Origin of the sequence: Bacillus sp. SM2101 (assembly GCF_018588585.1) — a bacterium.
Lineage (GTDB): Bacteria > Bacillota > Bacilli > Bacillales > SM2101 > Nanhaiella > Nanhaiella sioensis.
The window spans coordinates 46,020-64,360 of sequence record NZ_JAEUFG010000019.1 but is presented as its reverse complement, the minus strand read 5'-3'; the positions used below and the strand labels follow the sequence as shown (position 1 = coordinate 64,360).

16 protein-coding genes and 1 riboswitch are annotated in these 18,341 nt (G+C 35.7%); of the genes, 13 read left to right on the top strand and 3 right to left on the bottom strand.

All coding sequences use genetic code 11. From position 1 onward, the window contains the following. Positions 1-43: 43 nt before the first annotated feature. The 11 genes from JM172_RS17125 to JM172_RS17075 all read left to right on the top strand — a co-directional run bounded on the left by JM172_RS17125 (position 44) and on the right by JM172_RS17075 (position 12,750). Entirely contained in the window at positions 44-1,114 is a 1,071-nt protein-coding gene (locus JM172_RS17125) for a hypothetical protein (RefSeq protein WP_214483594.1), read from the top strand. 210 nt (positions 1,115-1,324) lie between these two features. Then, positions 1,325-1,891, top strand: a complete 567-nt coding sequence (sipW, locus tag JM172_RS17120; RefSeq protein WP_214483593.1) for a signal peptidase I SipW — start codon at positions 1,325-1,327, stop codon at positions 1,889-1,891. Positions 1,892-1,953: 62 nt separating this feature from the next. After that, positions 1,954-2,964, top strand: a complete 1,011-nt coding sequence (locus JM172_RS17115; protein ID WP_214483592.1) for a TasA family protein — start codon at positions 1,954-1,956, stop codon at positions 2,962-2,964. 204 nt (positions 2,965-3,168) lie between these two features. Then, on the top strand, positions 3,169-4,899 hold the full coding sequence (locus JM172_RS17110; RefSeq protein WP_214483591.1) for a phospho-sugar mutase: 1,731 nt from the start codon (positions 3,169-3,171) through the stop codon (positions 4,897-4,899). A gap of 721 nt (positions 4,900-5,620) precedes the next feature. Beyond that, positions 5,621-7,165: a gluconokinase gene (gntK, locus tag JM172_RS17105; RefSeq protein WP_214483590.1), complete on the top strand. Its 1,545-nt coding sequence runs from the start codon at positions 5,621-5,623 to the stop codon at positions 7,163-7,165. A gap of 42 nt (positions 7,166-7,207) precedes the next feature. Next, positions 7,208-8,110: an aldo/keto reductase gene (locus tag JM172_RS17100; RefSeq protein ID WP_214483589.1), complete on the top strand. Its 903-nt coding sequence runs from the start codon at positions 7,208-7,210 to the stop codon at positions 8,108-8,110. A gap of 49 nt (positions 8,111-8,159) precedes the next feature. After that, a complete protein-coding gene (locus JM172_RS17095) occupies positions 8,160-8,537 on the top strand; it encodes a PH domain-containing protein (protein WP_214483588.1) in 378 nt (125 codons plus the stop codon). 163 nt (positions 8,538-8,700) lie between these two features. Next, positions 8,701-9,819, top strand: a complete 1,119-nt coding sequence (locus JM172_RS17090; protein WP_250886732.1) for a GAF domain-containing sensor histidine kinase — start codon at positions 8,701-8,703, stop codon at positions 9,817-9,819. 87 nt (positions 9,820-9,906) lie between these two features. After that, a complete protein-coding gene (locus tag JM172_RS17085; protein WP_250886731.1) occupies positions 9,907-10,542 on the top strand; it encodes a response regulator in 636 nt (211 codons plus the stop codon). Positions 10,543-10,911: 369 nt separating this feature from the next. Beyond that, the gene (locus JM172_RS17080) at positions 10,912-11,442 is read left to right on the top strand and encodes an NADPH-dependent FMN reductase (RefSeq protein ID WP_214483587.1); all 531 of its coding nucleotides are present in this window, start codon (positions 10,912-10,914) and stop codon (positions 11,440-11,442) included. A 69-nt stretch (positions 11,443-11,511) separates the two neighbouring features. Then, positions 11,512-12,750 carry an MFS transporter gene (locus tag JM172_RS17075; protein WP_214483586.1) on the top strand — a complete coding sequence of 413 codons (1,239 nt, stop codon included), beginning with the start codon at positions 11,512-11,514 and terminating at the stop codon, positions 12,748-12,750. A 61-nt stretch (positions 12,751-12,811) separates the two neighbouring features. Here the strand turns inward: JM172_RS17075 and JM172_RS17070 are convergent, their stop codons facing one another. Next, positions 12,812-13,051, bottom strand: coding sequence for a YhdB family protein (locus JM172_RS17070; protein ID WP_214483585.1), 240 nt, complete (start codon positions 13,049-13,051; stop codon positions 12,812-12,814). 392 nt (positions 13,052-13,443) lie between these two features. Between JM172_RS17070 and JM172_RS17065 the strand changes: the two genes are divergently transcribed. Continuing rightward, positions 13,444-14,859: a SpoVR family protein gene (locus JM172_RS17065; RefSeq protein ID WP_214483612.1), complete on the top strand. Its 1,416-nt coding sequence runs from the start codon at positions 13,444-13,446 to the stop codon at positions 14,857-14,859. Between the two features lie 309 nt (positions 14,860-15,168). Further along, the gene (adhP, locus tag JM172_RS17060) at positions 15,169-16,179 is read left to right on the top strand and encodes an alcohol dehydrogenase AdhP (RefSeq protein ID WP_214483611.1); all 1,011 of its coding nucleotides are present in this window, start codon (positions 15,169-15,171) and stop codon (positions 16,177-16,179) included. Between the two features lie 225 nt (positions 16,180-16,404). On the opposite strand, the gene JM172_RS17055 is transcribed toward adhP, so the two are convergent. Together JM172_RS17055 and JM172_RS17050 are read right to left on the bottom strand one after the other, a co-directional pair. Next, on the bottom strand, positions 16,405-17,244 hold the full coding sequence (locus tag JM172_RS17055) for a bifunctional 5,10-methylenetetrahydrofolate dehydrogenase/5,10-methenyltetrahydrofolate cyclohydrolase (RefSeq protein ID WP_214483584.1): 840 nt from the start codon (positions 17,242-17,244) through the stop codon (positions 16,405-16,407). A 178-nt stretch (positions 17,245-17,422) separates the two neighbouring features. After that, positions 17,423-17,506, bottom strand: a riboswitch (ZMP/ZTP riboswitch). A 251-nt stretch (positions 17,507-17,757) separates the two neighbouring features. Continuing rightward, positions 17,758-17,997 carry a YueH family protein gene (locus tag JM172_RS17050; protein ID WP_214483583.1) on the bottom strand — a complete coding sequence of 80 codons (240 nt, stop codon included), beginning with the start codon at positions 17,995-17,997 and terminating at the stop codon, positions 17,758-17,760. Positions 17,998-18,341: the final 344 nt, after the last annotated feature.

The window sequence follows — 18,341 nt, the reverse complement described above, 5'->3', positions numbered from 1 at the left end:
GGTGGGTTCTCTTGAAAATATCTAAGAGAGTGAGGAAAATTTGATGGAATCAAGAAATGAACGAATAAAAAGAGAAGGAAAGTTTAAGCGGAAAACAAAGGTGAATTACATAACTTCAAGCGTAGCAATTTCCTCACTACTTATCGGAGGCACACATTTTAGCTCAGCTACATATGGTGCCTATAACGAAGTAGAAATGACAAATGCGATAATTAGTACAGCTTTCGTTTTTCCAAGTACAGTAGAGAGTTTAGTTGAAAGTGCAAATAGTGAGTTGGAAAATATTAAATCTAGCAGAAATCTATGGTCTTGGAATTGGGCTAAACCTTCACTTCAAAATGGACTTTCAGTTAGTCAACCAAATACATCGCAATTCATGCTCGAATTTGCCTTCATAAAAAAAATGTATCTTAAGGCATTGAAGGGTGGGGCAGGCTTAATAAGTAGTCATGTTAATACGTTAAGCGACAAACAGACAGAAATTGATGCAGTGCTCAATAATATTAGAGAGATAGAAGAAGAACTTGCATCTTATAACGTCCGAGCTCAAAACGAAAATGTTAATAGTTTTTTGGAATATGTACAACCCGCATATGAGAAAGGTGTTGACATCAGAGAGCAAGCTGAAGAAATTAGCTTAAACAACAGTGAAAAAATCACAGTTTGGAAATCGATGTTAGTTGACATAAACTTTGAGATAGAACGATTAGAAGCTGAAATTGCGTCAGCAGAAGCAGAAGCTAAGAGGCTAAAAGAGCTTGAAGAACAGAAAAAGTTAGAAGAACAACAGGCATTAATAGAAGAACAGGAAGAACTAGCTTCAGAAGAAGCAAGTGAAGAACAGGAAGAATCAACTTCAGAAGAAGCAAGTGAAGAACAGGAAGAACTAGCTTCAGAAGAAGCAAGTGAAGAACAGGAAGAATCAACTTCGGAAGAAGCAAGTGAAGAACAGGAAGAATCAACTTCAGAAGAAGCAAGTGAAGAACAGGAAGAATCAACTTCAGAAGAAGTAAGTGAAGAACAGGAAGAATCAACTTCAGAAGGAGCAAGTGAAGAAGAACAGGAAGATCCAGGTGAGAATGTTGGGAACCCGGGAGAACAAGGTGAAGAATAATATAGAATTAATCAGCTGTTGGTGTAACTGATCATCATATATCATATAAGTGGAAATATTTATTAATAAGACTGAGAGGATAAATATATTGTTTATGAACTGTAAACCAATAGAGTGGTCAACTGATCAACTATTAAAAGGTATCTATAAACAAAATGTTCTTAATTAAGAATTGAGTTTTGAATTTAGTTGGTGGAAAGGATTTGATAAATGATGCAGCTTGCAAAGCTTTGGATTAGTAGGATTATTTCATTTGTATTAGTAGTACTGTTTTTGATTATGGTTGTTGCAGTCATTGTTTCAAAAGCCTCAGGAGGAGAGCCTACTTTCTTTGGCTATCAAATAAAAACAGTGTTGTCAGGTTCGATGGAACCAGGTATTAAAACCGGTTCTATCATTGCAATAAATCCAGATGGTGACATGACTAGATTCAAAGAAGATGATGTAATCATATTCAAAGATTCTGAAGAGAAACTAATTACCCATCGAATAATCGAAGTTAGAAACATCAATGAGCAGGTTATGTATATCACTAAGGGTGATAACAACGATGCAGCTGATAGAGAGCCAGTCCTATCTGATAATGTAGTAGGACAGTATATTGGCTTGACTATACCTTATGTAGGTTATGCAATAAACTATGCTAATTCAAGTATGGGTGCAATTATGCTGCTTGTCGTACCTGGTATTCTACTACTTGGGTATGCAATCATTACTACTTGGAGAGCCATTAGTGAGCTTGAAGGAACAAAGGCAGCAAAGACAACAGAAAAATAACCTTCATGGATAAAAAATATAGCTAAGCACACCTCAAAAATAATAAGATGAGAGGATTCGATATGAAAAGAAATATATTAATTAAAATAATTGGAAGTTATTTCCTATTATTACTTTTATTTATATATTTTGATCCTTTTGGAGAAACAGAGGCAGTATCAAGTATACCAACAATTCAAATTGACACAATTCCTAGCTCTGAGCAAAGGTTGTTTAATGTAAACAAATTAAAACCTGGTGATTGGATGACTAGGAATCTCACAGTAAGGAATAGTGGGAATATTAATTTCGATTATTCAATCTATGCAGAAGAATATTCCTTATCTAATGATGAATTAGAAAATAATGAGAAGGATATTCTAGCACAAGGTGAACTACAAAGTAATCAACTTGCTAGTTTATATGACAAGTTAAAATTGACTGTTACTCATAAATCAACAGAATTATATTCTGGTTACATCAACAACTTCACAGGAATTGAAGATAGACACCTTGAACTATTAAGTGAGGAGATTCTTACTTTTCGAGTAGAGTTCGATAGTAGTGCTGGGAACGAATATCAAGGACTTAGTACAGGGGTAAAATTATTATTTATTGCTGAGAGTGATAATGAAGATGATACCCCACCATACAATCCACCAAAAGATCCGCCAACATCTGATCCAGACCCAGACCCAGACCCAGATCCAGATCCAGATCCAGACCCAGATCCAGATCCAGATCCAGACCCAGATCCAGATCCAGACCCAGATCCAGATCCAGACCCAGATCCAGATCCAGATCCTGATCCAGACCCAGATCCTGATCCAGACCCAGATCCAGACCCAGATCCTGATCCTGATCCAGACCTAGATCCAGAACCGAATCCAGAACCAGAACCAGAACCAAGCCCAGAACCGAATCCAAACCCAGAACCAAACCCAGGTCCAGACCCTGAACAATCCCTAGTAGTAGGTGGAGAGCTTCCACAAACCGGGGAAGCTAGTCCAAGTGGTTATTATATAATAGGTATCGTATTGATACTTGCAGGTTTAGTTGGTTTAGGAGCAAATAAGTTTCTTAGTAGATATTAAGATTAGTAGGGTTTGATTATATTTTCAAGCAATCAAAGTTGACAGAAAAAATCGATTTTTCCAATTATAAGGGGAAATCGGTTTTTCAATTGTGTTGGAAGTTCTAATAATAAAATGGTACACGATTGTCACTTGAGTGGAATGTACGAATATGGTACTTTTCTTTTAGAGGATATGCTTTGTTAAAATAGGGAGGTAGAAGAAGTGAATTGGAATGAAAAATATGAATTGTGGAAACAATCACCAAATTTAGATGGTGAGTTAAGAGAATCATTGATGCGAATAGAAAGCAATGAAAAAGAGCTAGAGGAAAGCTTTTATAAAAATTTAGAGTTTGGTACAGGAGGGATGCGTGGAGAAATCGGTGTTGGAACAAATCGAATGAACTTGTTTACAGTCCGTAAGGCATCGGAAGGGCTGGCTAGATACATAGATTCGTGTGGAGATGAAGCGAAGCAACGCGGCGTAGTTATCGCATACGATTCTCGTCATAAATCACCGGAGTTTGCAATGGAAGCCGCAAAAACTTTAGCGACGCATGGTATTCAAACGTATGTGTTTGAAGAGCTTCGACCTACTCCAGAGCTATCATTCGCTGTTCGTTATTTGCATGCATTCTCAGGAATTGTTGTTACAGCGAGTCATAATCCTCCAGAATATAATGGATATAAAGTATATGGGCAAGACGGTGGACAATTACCGCCTAAAGAAGCAGATGAAGTCATTCAATTTGTAAATGAGATTGATAATGAATTAGCGATAGCAGTAGATGATGAACAGGATTTAAAGGATAAAGGACTCATCACAATCATAGGTGAAAAAATTGACAACGCATATATCAATCAGCTAACTACAATCTCAATACATCCACAGTTATCAAATGAAGTTGATGTGAAGGTAGTGTTTACTCCTCTTCATGGCACAGCAAATACATTAGTACGTAAAGGTCTAGAAGAATTCGGCTATCGTCACGTATCAGTTGTCGAAGAACAGGAACTCCCTGACCCAGATTTTTCTACGGTAACATCTCCAAATCCAGAAGAAAAGAGTGCTTTTTCTCTAGCGATTCGAGATGGAAAAAATATTGATGCAGATATATTAATAGCAACAGACCCTGATGCAGATAGATTAGGTATAGCCGTAAAAGATGACAAAGACGAATATGTTCTATTAACTGGAAATCAAACAGGAGCACTAATATTAGAATACCTTCTGTCACAACGTAAAGAAAAAGGGAGCCTACCATCTAATGGTGTTGTGTTAAAAACAGTGGTTACTTCAGAGCTTGGTAGAACGATTGCAAATGCATATGGTGTGGAAACTATCGACACCTTAACAGGATTTAAGTTTATTGCTGAAAAAATTAAGCAGTACGAGCAATCTGGGCAATATGAATTCCAATTCGGCTATGAGGAAAGCTATGGATATTTAGTTAAAGATTTTGCTCGTGACAAAGACGCGATACAAGCAGCATTATTAGCGGTTGAAATATGTGCATTTTATAAAAAGCAAGGTAAGACTTTGTATGAAGGCTTAACCCAAATTTATGAGAAATACGGCTTCTATCGTGAAGGTTTGGAATCATTAACACTGAAGGGCAAAGCTGGTGCGGAAACGATACAAACATTATTAGCGAGCTTCCGTAGCAATCCTCCTTCAGAGGTGGCTAATAAAAACGTCGTTAGTATAGAAGATTACTTATCAAGTGAACGTTTAAATATTCATCTAGGTAAAAAAGAAACAATTAAATTACCTAAATCGAACGTATTAAAATATTATTTAGAGGATGGTAGTTGGTTTTGTTTACGCCCATCTGGAACAGAACCTAAGGTCAAGTTTTACTTTGGGGTAAAAGGCGCAACGCTCGATCAGGCTGAAGGTGAATTAACCGCAACGAAGGAAGCTGTTATGACAATGATACATTCGTTAATTTAAGCTCTTCTCGTAAACATTGTTGGTATCGTTATCTTTAAAAGTGTTTTTATATTGTTAGCTATCATTGTATAAAAGAACTCTAGTTGAGTACGTGTATATTTCTTAATACGAAAAACAACAATCAATGCGAAAACACCATAATAATGAATGAGAAGCTTGGAGGATATTTTATAAATCCAAGCTTCTTACCATATAGAAGAAATAGTTATTTCAATAAAAACTCGAACAGTTATATGTTGGCGCTATTCGATTTTAACTTTTTAAAAGGTTCTATGCTGAAAAAAAGATGCCCCGAAATCTAGTTGTATACGTATTTATTTTTTAGTATGATAAACAACACTTTATACGAAAAATGCCTATTACGAAAAGCAACAATTAATGTAAAGAGAGCCTTCTTAAAATGAAAGGTTATTTTGGTTGTATCGTATTGCATATGAAAAGAAACCACGAATGCTAGTTGTGAACGTGTTGATTTCTTACAATAAAAACTACAATTAGCGCGAGAAATTATGTCACTACGTACATATGTCTTAGTATTAAAAAAACACCATTGATACGAATATAGTCTTGGATATTTGACAATGGCCATTTATTAGATCGCTATGTGTTATGAAAACTAATCCTGTAAGCGGTAATCACATATATAGCTTTAGAACCAAAGATGATCACATGGGTACATAATAGAGGGATGTGTAGTACACAATTAGTTGGAGGTATATAAATGAAGCCTTATACCATAGGGGTAGACATTGGTACAACAAGTACAAAAGCAGTGATATTTAATGAAAACATGCAAGTGATTTATCGTAGTAGTTATGAATATCCATTATACACTGAAACACCGGATGCTGCTGAACAAGACCCTGATGAAATATTTCATGCAGTACTACAAACGATTCGTACATGTGTCAATGAAGCAAAAGTAGATGCAACTCAAATTAGGTTTGTGTCATTTAGTTCGGCAATGCATAGTTTACTCATTGTAGATGAGTACGGAAACCCACTTACTCGTTCTATTACATGGGCAGATAATCGTAGTGAAGCATGGGCACATACAATAACAAGTGATCATAAAGGTCATGATATTTATCGCAGAACTGGAACGCCTATTCATCCTATGTCACCACTAGTAAAAATGAAATGGTTGCAAGAGGAACATACACATTTGTTTCAGCAAGCATACAAGTTTATTTCTATAAAAGAATATGTTTTTTTCCGCTTGTTCGGTATTTACGCTATTGATTATTCTATCGCTTCTGCGACGGGGTTATTTAATTTGAAAAATCTGGATTGGGATCATGAAGTGTTATCGTTACTAGATATTTCTAGTTCTCAATTGTCTGAAATTGTTTCAACAACCGAGTCGTTTACTGGTATGAAGAAAGACTATGCCCAAATGATGTGTTTACAGCCAGATACACCGTTCGTAATAGGTGCTAGTGATGGCGTTTTATCTAACCTTGGTGTAGACGCTATTGAGCCTGGTGTTGTTGCATTAACAATCGGTACGAGTGGTGCGATTAGAACCGTTATAGATCGACCTATTACAGACCCAAAAGGTCGGTTTTTTTGTTATGCTTTAACAGAGAACCACTGGGTAATCGGGGGAGCTGTAAACAACGGTGGTATGATTTATCAATGGGTACGAAATGAATTAGCCAATTTGGAAGTGGAGGCTGATGAACTAAGTGGGCAAGACCCTTATGAAGCATTATCCTCAATTGCAGCTAAGTCTGCTCCTGGTTCCGCAGGTCTCATTTTTCATCCTTATTTAAGTGGTGAAAGGGCACCTCTTTGGAACGGAAATGCACGAGGTTCTTTTATTGGCTTAGGGCTCCATCATAAAAAGGAGCATATGATTCGTTCAGTATTAGAGGGAATAACTATGAATTTATACACTGTGTTATTATCTTTAGAAGAACAAATAGGTAAGCCTACACGAATTCATGCGACCGGAGGGTTTACACGTTCCTCCCTATGGGTACAAATATTAGCAGATGTTTTTCAGGTGGAAATTCGTATACCAGATAGCTATGAAAGCTCATGTCTTGGAGCAGTAGTTTTAGGTATGTATGGGCGCGGTGAGATTGATTCATTAAATGCTGTTAAAGGAATGATCGGGACGACAAATCATTATCATCCGAATTTACAGGCTAGTAGAGCATACGAAGAATTACTCCCCGTTTTTATTAGGATTCCTGAAATACTTGCTAATGAGTACGATGTTCTTGCAAGTTTTCAAAGAAAGCATACGTTGGGTAAGTAGAGGGATTCTCGTTGTCAAATGACTGAACTGGAGTTGAGCATAATGGAAAAAATAAAACTTAGCGAAACATTACAAGTATCGAGAATTGTACTCGGACTATGGCGGTTATCTGAATGGAATATGGAAAAAGAAGAGATTTTACACTTAATGGAAGAATGTAAGGAACTTGGTATTACAACGTTTGATCACGCTGATATTTATGGTGATTATACATGTGAAGCATTATTTGGAGAAGCTCTAGCATTAAAACCAGCACTTAGAAGGGATATACAAATTATAACAAAGTGTGGCATAAAACTTGTGTCAAAAAATCGACCTGATCATAAAATTAAATACTATGATACGAGCAAGAAGCATATTATTCATTCTGTTGAAAATTCTCTGCGTAATTTTCGTACAGATTATATTGATTTACTATTAATACATAGACCCGATCCATTAATGAATCCTGCAGAAGTTGCTGAAGCTTTTGCTCAATTAAAAGCGGAAGGGAAAGTCCTTAACTTTGGTGTCTCTAATTTTAGCCCATCTCAGTTCCATTTACTAAACTCGTATTTAAATTTTCCACTCGTTACAAATCAAGTTGAGCTTTCTGTAAGTAACTTGTCTCAATTTGTAAATGGTTGTATTGAGCAATGTCAAGAAAGAAACATCCCTCCGATGGCGTGGTCTCCACTAGCAGGGGGAGAAATATTTTATTCTGAAAATGAAAAAGAGGTTCGATTACGAGAAACTCTTCATAAGATAAAAGGTGAACTAAATATAGACTCAATTGATCAAGTGATGTATGCATGGCTGTTAAATCATCCGGCGAACATTATTCCAATCGTCGGTTCAGGAAAAGTGTCAAGAATACGTAAAGCAGTAGATGCGCTAAACATCCACATGACGAGAGAGCAGTGGTTCGAAGTTTGGCAAAGCTCAGTCGGAAAAGAAGTAGATTAGTCAGTTAAAGAATATAGACAAAATAATTAACATTCAAAGGGGTGGAGGTATGGGACTATTAGACGGCATAATGGGAAATGCTTCCGAAGCCGATATACAATCTACAGAAAGAGAATTGAAATCGATTATTACAACAGACGAAAAAGTTGAAAAGGCTTTTAAGCTTATAAGAGACTCTATTGTTTTTACAAATCAGCGTCTCATTTTAATTGATAAGCAAGGAGTAACAGGGAAGAAAACAGAATTTCATTCAATCCCATACAAAAGTGTAACTCATTTTAGTGTGGAAACAGCTGGTACATTCGATATCGATTCAGAATTGAAAATATGGATCTCAGGTTCAAGCCAACCAATTTCAAAGCAATTTAAAAAAGACAAAAACATTTATGATATTCAAAAGGCTTTAGCCACATATGTTATGAAATAACTAGCATAAAAGTAAATGAGGGGCTCAAATTTATAGAGCTTCTTTTTTACGACTAAAGAAGTAGGGGTATTTACGACTAATTTCTATCGATCCAGCAGTTGTTCATTGCTATAATTAGTAATAACTTTAGCTAGTCATTATAAGGGGATGAGGTGAGTGAACATTGACAGATGAACAGCGAATTCAAGAATTACATACACTTAAAACAATTGCTGAAACGTTAAATCAAGCTAATGATTTGTATCTCATGTTGGCTGATGTTTTAAAAGAGCTCCTTCAAGTAACGGGCCTCGATACTGGATGGATATTCTTTATAGATGAGAAAGAAAATTTTCAGCTCGTTGCAGATTATAATCTTCCACCTGGTTTAGTGTGGAAGAAGAAAAAGCCAATGTGTGAAGGTGGGTGCTGGTGCTTAGATCGTTATAATGATGGCCGACTTCAAAGAGCAGCAAATATTATTAATTGTAAACGAATTGAAGATGCGATTGAATATGACTGGGGTGACACTGAAGGGATTACGCATCATGCTACAGTACCTTTACGAGCAGGTGAGGAAAAATTTGGGCTGCTTAACATCGCTTCCCCATATAAAACTCATTTTACAGATGAAGAACTAGCTTTACTCGAAGCCGTGGCTTATCAAATAGGCTCAGCAATTAAACGTATTAAGCTTGTTGAAAAAGAGCAACAAGTTGCACTTATTGATGAGCGGAACCGTCTAGCGCGAGATTTACATGATTCAGTTAATCAACTTCTTTTTTCTTTACAATTAACTGCTCGTGGAACAAAGGAAATGACAGATGACCTGAAAGTGCAAGAAATGCTTACATATATGCAGGAAGTATCGCATGAAGCATTGCAGGAAATGCGTGCTTTAATTTGGCAATTGCGTCCACAAGGATTAGAGAATGGTATTGGTAGCGCTTTATGTGATTATGGTAAGGTACTAGGTTTAACGGTTTGTATTGATGTAAAAGGGATTATAGATTTACCGAATCATGTTGAAGAATGTTTATGGAGGATCGGCCAAGAAGCTTTAAATAATATTAAGAAACACGCAGGCACAAAAAACGCTACAATTGAATTAGAAATAACGAAAAAACAGGTAAAGCTAATGATTGTAGATAAAGGTTGTGGTTTTCAATACAACCCTAGACTAGAAATGCCTTCGCTAGGACTAGCAGGTATGAAGGAACGTATTGAGATGCAGAATGGGAGCTTAGGCATTCAAAGTGAGATTGGCAAAGGCACCAAGGTTGAAGTGACCGTACCTTTGTAGCTATCTAAAGACTCGTTATGTTGAGAATCTAATTTTGGAAGACTACGTCTAATTCAATAACTGAAAATATAATAAGGGGGAGAGGAAATGTCAATTAAAGTACTTATAGCTGACGATCACCATGTTGTACGGAGAGGATTATTATTTTTTCTTAAAACACAAAGTGACATCGAAGTTGTTGCTGAGGCAACAAATGGTCAAGAAGCGGTTAATCTTACACAAGAACATCAACCAGATGTTGTCGTTATGGACTTAATTATGCCTATTATGGATGGGATTGAGGCGACTAAAGCTATTAAAGATAAACATCCGAAAATAGCAATATTAATGCTTACAAGCTTCTCTGATCAAGATCATGTAATTCCAGCTCTACGAGCAGGTGCAAATGGCTATCAATTGAAAGATGTTGAACCTGATGAGTTAGTTAATTCAATAAGAGCTGTATATCGTGGAGAGAGTCAGTTACATCCAAAAGTGACTTCTCATGTCATGTCTCATGTTCAAAGTGGGGGTCAAGAAGAAGAGAATTTGATTGACCAATTAACAAATCGTGAGAAGGAAGTTCTCTCTGAAATTGCTAATGGGAAAAGTAATAAAGAAATAGCAGCAACTTTGTACATCACTGAAAAAACGGTCAAAACACATGTTTCAAACATTTTAGCAAAGCTTGAGTTAAGCGATCGGACACAAGCGGCGCTGTATGCAGTAAAGCGTGGTATTTGATACCACCTAGTAGACAAGCTTCGTCTTGTCATAATTTTATAAGACTATAGTCGTAGAATGATTTGTATTTCGTCAGTCAATATGAGTAGAGAATGTTCAATAAAAACACTGATTTAATCTTCTGAAGTGCTAGTTATACTATATATAACAACAGGCTCTTTTTATAACTTTGTTGCTTAGCTTCTACACTAGAAGATAGAGATGTCGTTTTACTCAACAGCCGTCGTTATTATATAAGTAAAGGTTACGAATTCTAGTTGTATACGTTGTATTTTTTAGTACAAAAAATAACAATCTAAGCGAAAACAGCCTAATAAAAAACAACATCATAAAAATGTCTAAAAATAACAAATGAAGGAGAATAATTTTATGAATATTGTAGTTATTAATGGAAGTCCAAGAAAATCTGGTAGAACAGGGGTTGCAGCAAGATTTATTTCAAAGGAATATAAAGCACAGTTAGTTGATCTAAGCGATGGCACTTTGCCACTATATAACGGTGAGAGTGAACAGGACACAATTGATGCAGTACAACAACTTAAAAACACTATAAAAAATGCAGATGGAATCGTGTTAAGCTCACCTGAATACCACAGTGCGATGAGTGGGGCCTTAAAAAATGCGCTAGACTTTTTAGGTGGAGAATACTTCCGTCATAAACCAGTTGCTTTATTAGCGGTTGCCGGAGGCGGAAAAGGTGGTATGAATGCATTAACTAATATGAGAACGACTGCCCGCGGGGTATACGCAAATGTAATTCCTAAACAGCTTGTATTAGACCCAGTTTACTTTGATCTAGAAAATGATGCGCTTACTGATGAAGGTAGCCAATTAGTTGATGGATTAATGACTGAACTACAGTTATATGTAAAAGCTTATGGGCAAGTGAATTCATTTTAAAAATTTTTGTTTAAAAACGAGAACTAACATCTGTTCTCTCCATACGACTAAACCGAAAGGAGGGACTGAATGAGCACACTTTTTCAAGATCAACGTTTATATAAAATCTTATCAGCTAATATATTTTCTTCTATTGGAACCGGAGTGACAATGATTGCCATTCCTTGGTTATTAGTAACAGAAAAAGGTGGAGCAGTCATATTGGGTTTTGCAACAATTTGTATGACCATTGCCCAATTTATACTAGCCCCATATATCGGATATATGATTGATAAGCTCTCAAGAAGAGCAATTTTAATTGTCGGTGAAGTGATTGGTTCAATCATAATCAGTTTATTTGCGATATATGGAATTGTGAATGGCAATGATTATGAACTATGGATGTTAATTGTATTATTTGCAATGGGTGGGCTTTATTATTCATTGTTTTATCCTACAATGTTTGCCTTTAATCAAGAAATCTTTACTAAAGAGCAATATAAATCATTAAATGGTGTCATGGAAATTCAAGGGCAGTTGTCAACGGTAATTGCTGGAGGGATTGCTACAATACTTATTAGTAGAGTGGATTTGTCGCTAATTTTATTACTTGATGCAATGACTTATGGTGGTGCAGCTCTAATGTTTTATTTAATACCATACAAAAGAGCTCAAGAGTCTGGTCAAAGTAATGACTCTCTATTGTATAAGCTTGCAGAAGGATATCATTATATGAAGAAATCTCCTATGTTGTTCTTGTTCTTTCTTGCATCATTTATGCCCTTCATCGGTGTGATGGTATCAAATTATTTGAATCCAATATATATAGCAAATGTCTTAGAAGCAGACGCTTCAGCATATGGAACATCGGGAATGATATATGGAGTTGGTGCAATTGTTGCTGGAATTATCATACCTTTATTCGCAAAGAAAATAGGTAATGAACGATCTATCGTAATTACTGTATGTATATATTCGATAGCAATTACCATGTTAGCTATTTTTCCATACTTATGGGTGTTTTATATAGTGAAACTATTTACTGCCTTTGGGAACGCCGGTACTCGAGTAGCAAGGAACTCTTTACTTATGGAGTTAATTCCAAATGACAAAATTGGTCGTGTAGACAGTTTGTTTCGTGTAATAGGTTTAGGTATAAGAATTGTCTTGCTTATTGTTTTTACTAGAATCATTTCAGATACATCTGCAATCATACCATTTGGAATATTATCTGTAGTATTACTTGTTGCAGCTATGACTGTTATCATCACGTATGTTATTCTTTTCGATAGTCGAAGTCGATTAAATAAATCATCAGAATATATGTAATAAATAGAAAGGGTGGAGCTCAAAATAAGGCTCAACCCTTTTGTTAATATAATTAAATTTATTACCAATAATCTTCAATGTCCTCTTGACTAGATGTGATCGCATGATCAACATATCTAAGAAGGGAGTACAGATTATTCTCAACAGCTGTATAATCTTTTGAAAAATTATAAGCATGTAGGAAGTGTTCAATTTTTTTTGATAAAAATTGGTCCTTTGTTCGTACCATCAGTATTAACAAGTTATCCCACTGCGAGCGATGTGTATAGTATAACGCCCTATCGTAATCCACGATGTTCATTGAGATCACCCTCCTATTCGGAGTTAACATTAGTATGTTTTACTTAATGAAAAAATTTTCGCTGTAAATGTTGGACGATAATTTAAAAAGAAGGGTGAAACTCAATTACCATCATTTATCGGACAACATTTATATATGTAGAGGCAAAAATAAATATTATAAAAGAGTGGAAAAAAGGGTATCACAGAAGATGGTGCGATAGTTTACCTTTTCGGAAAAGTTAATTTCCTCCATACAGTATTAATGAGGTTCGTTATTTTTTGAATACGTTCTATCTAACCGATTTCGATTCGTTATTTAAGTAATTTTTATTTTTAAATGGTGAGCTTTCATCATTTCGTCATAACACTCATACATTGTTGGTAAGAAGAGACAGGGGGAGTGAGTGGCAAATGAATGAAGGTGCACGTAAAGAATTGGAATATGCCATTGATGAAATTACAGAAATTGCAAAGGGTTTCGGCTTAGATTTTTATCCGATGCGGTATGAAATTTGTCCTGCAGATATTATATATACTTTTGGAGCATATGGGATGCCAACTCGTTTTTCGCATTGGAGCTTCGGAAAGCAATTTTATAAAATGAAAATTCATTATGACTTAGGATTAAGTAAAATATATGAGTTAGTTATCAATTCAGATCCGTGTTATGCTTTTTTACTTGATACAAATTCACTTATACAAAATAAATTGATCGTTGCCCACGTATTAGCGCATTGCGACTTTTTCAAAAATAATGTCCGTTTTAGCAATACAAAAAGAGATATGGTTGAGAGTATGGCTGCCACAGCTGATAGGGTTAAATATTACGAATTAATTCATGGAAGGAAAGAAATAGAAAAATTTCTTGATGCGGTTCTTTCTATACAAGAACATATCGATCCATCACTCATGCGTCCTAAGCTAGCATGGCATTATGATAACGATAATCTAGAGGATAATATTCAGAAGCAACGAACACCTTATGATGATTTATGGACTTTGGATGAAAAGGACAAAAATAAGCCGCTTAATAACAAAAAGAAGAAAAAATTTCCTCCTAGCCCTGAAAAAGATATTATGCTTTTTATAGAAGAATACAGCCGAGAGCTAGAAGAATGGCAACGAGATATTTTAACGATGATGCGAGAGGAAATGCTATACTTTTGGCCACAATTAGAGACCAAAATCATGAACGAAGGCTGGGCATCGTTCTGGCATCAGCGCATATTAAGGGAGTTAGATTTATCGAGTGATGAATCAATTGAATTTGCCAAATTAAACGCTGGTGTAGTTCAACCTTCAAGAACGAGCATTAACCCATATTATCTTGGGTTAAAAATATTTGAAGACATTGAGGAGCGTTACAATAATCCTACAGAAGAAATGATTGAGCACGGTGCCCAACCACATTCAGGGCGTGAAAAAATGTTTGAAGTAAGAGAAATAGAATCAGATATATCTTTCTTACGTAATTATTTAACGAAGGATCTCGTTTTCCGCGAGGATATGTATTTGTTTCAGAAGCAAGGGAAGGATTATAAAATCGTTGATAAAGACTGGGAGAATGTACGTGACCAACTTATTAATATGCGAGTAAACGGAGGATTTCCGTACATTACCGTTAATGATGGGGACTATTTAAAAAATGGAGAGCTTTACTTAAAGCACTGGTATGAAGGAATCGAACTTGATTTAAAATATTTAGAGAAAGTGCTTCCTTTTATTTATCAGCTATGGGGCAGAGCAGTTCATATAGAGACAGTCATCGAAAATAAAAACATTTTATTTACGTATGAAGGAAAAAATGTTCACCGAAAGTATATGTAATAAGGTTAAGCATAATTAAGAGCATGATGGGTCGGATCATCTATACTTGAATCTATATTCCCTATTCAGGGGTCAAAGCAGAGGGTCGGACCCTTACGTATAAAGTATGTAACGGTTCACATAAGTGTCATAAATAGTAAGTTTTTCAATGGATAACATATAGTAAGATATAGCGTAAGGAGTTATTTTTTTTCACTTTATTTGTGAATAATATCACAAACTTTCGAATAGTATTGTCAAATTATTGGGATTTTGATATGGAGGCGATGTGAAATGGGAAATTGTAACTGTAACCATAATCATGAAACGATGAAAGCAGCAGTAGTAAAAGAATTTAAGAAGGAGTTATCGGTAGAATGTGTTGAAAAACCGAAGGCTTCAAACGGACAAATATTAGTGAAAATAAAAGCTTGTGGTGTGTGCCATACTGATTTACACGCAGCTCATGGTGATTGGAAAGTAAAGCCTAAGCTACCATTGATCCCTGGTCATGAAGGAGTGGGAGAGGTTGTAGAGGTTGGCGAAGGTGTTACACACCTCAACGTTGGAGATAGAGTAGGTGTACCTTGGTTATATTCAGCTTGTGGTCAATGTGAATATTGCTTAACAGGAAGAGAAACCTTATGTCTTAACCAGCATAATGCAGGGTATTCTATCGATGGTGGATATGCAGAATATTGTTTAGCAGCTGCTGATTATGTAGTTAAGGTACCAGAAAATTTAGGCTACGTAGAAGCTGCACCAATTTTTTGTGCCGGTGTGACAACATATAAGGCGTTAAAAGTTGGTGAAGCTAAGCCAGGTGATTGGGTTGCTATCTATGGTATAGGTGGATTAGGACATGTAGCCGTACAATATGCTAAAGCAATGGGATTCAAAGTAGTGGCTGTAGATACATTTAGTGAAAAATTAGATCTTGCTAAAGAGCTTGGAGCAGATGATACGGTTAACCCACTTGATGAAGATTCTGCAGAATACATCCAAAGGGAGTTCGGTGGCGTTCAAGCATCGATTTGTACAGCAGTTTCAAAAAAAGCATTTGATGAAGCTTATCGTGCAGTAAAACGCGGTGGAAAATGTGTTGCAGTTGGACTACCTCCTGAAATGATTGAAATACCAATATTTGATACAGTTTTAAATGCTGTTAGTGTAGTAGGATCGATTGTTGGGACTAGAAAGGACTTACAAGAGGCTTTACAATTTGCTGCAGATGGAAAAGTGAAAACAACGGTCACGAAAGCTAAGTTAGAAGATATTAACGAAATATTTACTGATCTTGAAGCGGGCAAAATTAACGGACGAGTTGTTATGGAAATATAAAAAGGCTCTTTTAGTAAACTTTTTATTTGCTGCTATTGTTATCCAATTAGTACCAAAAAAAGTGGTTCAACATGGTTAGTCATTGTTGTACAAAAGAAAAGATGCCACGAACTCTAGTTGAGTACGTGTTTGGTTCTTAGTACGAAAAGCAACAATTAATGCGAAAATAGCCTATAAAGTAGAAGAAAGCTCAAAAGCAAAAATTGCTTTTGAGCTTTACTATATTTATAAGGTTGCTTCAGCTGCATCAACGGTATGTTTTAATAACATTGAAATAGTTACAGGTCCAACGCCTCCTGGAACTGGTGTGATTGCACTAGCATATTGTAAACAGCTATCATAATCTGCATCACCAACATTTCCTTTGTTGTAACCCGCATCAAGCACGACAGCACCTTCTTTAAGCCATTCGCCTTTAATAAAATTAGGTTTGCCAACTGCAGCAACCACAATATCTGCTTGTTTAATAATATCTGCTAAATTTTGTGTTTTTGAATGACATGTCGTTACAGTCGCATTCCTGTTGAGCAGCATCATTGACACTGGTTTTCCTAATATAGGGCTTCGTCCAACAACAACGGCATGTTTACCTTCAATTGGCAAGGAATAAAAATCAATAATTTCTAAAATAGCTGCAGGTGTACAAGAAGGATATTTTCCAAAGCCAAACGATGTTTGTCCAAAACCGAGACTAGTAACACCATCTACATCTTTTTCAATATCAATTGCTTCAAAGGCAGCCCGTTCATCTATTTGGCTTGGCACTGGGTGCTGCAATAAGATGCCATGTGTAGAAGGATCATTATTAAGCTCCTGAATGATTTGTAATAGTTCTTCAGTTTGAGTTTCTTTTGGTAGATGAATGCGTTTTGAGAAAATGCCTAACCGGTCGCACGCATTCCCTTTCATTTTTACATAAGTGGCAGAAGAAGGATCATCTCCAACTAAAATTGTAGCTAAACAAGGATTAACGCCTCGCTCTTTTAAGGCAGATACACGCATTGTTAAGCTGTCTTTTACAGAACTGGCAACCTTAGTTCCATCTAAAATCAATTTTTCTTCCAACTTTATCCCTCCTATATTATATACAAAGAGGCTGGAGAAAACGTAATAGTGCTTAATAGTCTAATATTTTCATGTATTCCTGTTTATTAAGAAAAGCCTAATTTGTTTTAATGTATGGTTCCTACATTCATATCAATAAAAACTCCTAGACTAAATTTGGCACATACGCTGATCCAGATGCCTCTGCCCAGACGACACGGCAATTTCTTTTACAGCTCCCTCGTGGTTCATTCCACAATTGTCGTCAGTAACTGTAAAGAATAACGGCTCTTTTTTCGTAAACTTTGTTGCTAATGTAAAAACAGTATGCTGAGGATATCATGCAGCTTTCAAGTAATTAATTAAATGAATAGGCTCCATGTACGCTCGTTAATATTCTGTATTTTCTTTGTACAAGAAGCAACAGTCAATGCAAGATATGATAGACCATGTTCATTGTATAATAAATCACGAACAATATCTACAAAATCATATCCTAATGTTCAGTTTTTTTATGTGTAAATCAAATTAATGTCACATTTCACGAACCCACTGTGAGATTTTGTTGGTCAAGTCTTGAGAAGTGTCTGCATTTGTATGGGATTTGAGTGAAGAATAAAGTATGCTTTTAAGCGTTTCAGCGTCCTGTTCATAATCAACTTTGAAAGACCACTCAATAATGGGAATAGCGATAATAGTATACTCTTCTTTTTTATTTTCGTATAAGTATATTTTTTCTTGTTGGTTATTGATTATAGCTTTGCGAATTTTCATCTTTATCATCCTTATTATCTATAATGTATGTTTTAGTAAATTGTAGCCTGCGCTATGTACAAATCTGTTGTTGCTATCATTATGCACAACGGAAGCAGCTCTTCTATACATTTATTTTTGATGAATTTCTATGATTTGTAAAGTCTGTATTATTGAATTTCATAAAAAACGAAATAAATAAATGCGTTTTCAATTATGTGAATAGGTGTGGCAGTTTTGTGAAATAAATGTGAAGTTTTATTTTGAAATTGTCAAAAAGTATCTTGTAGTGATGTTAATTAATGTGAGATTTATCACATTTTTCAATTATTTAAAATGGTACTTTTATTATGATAGTAATGTTT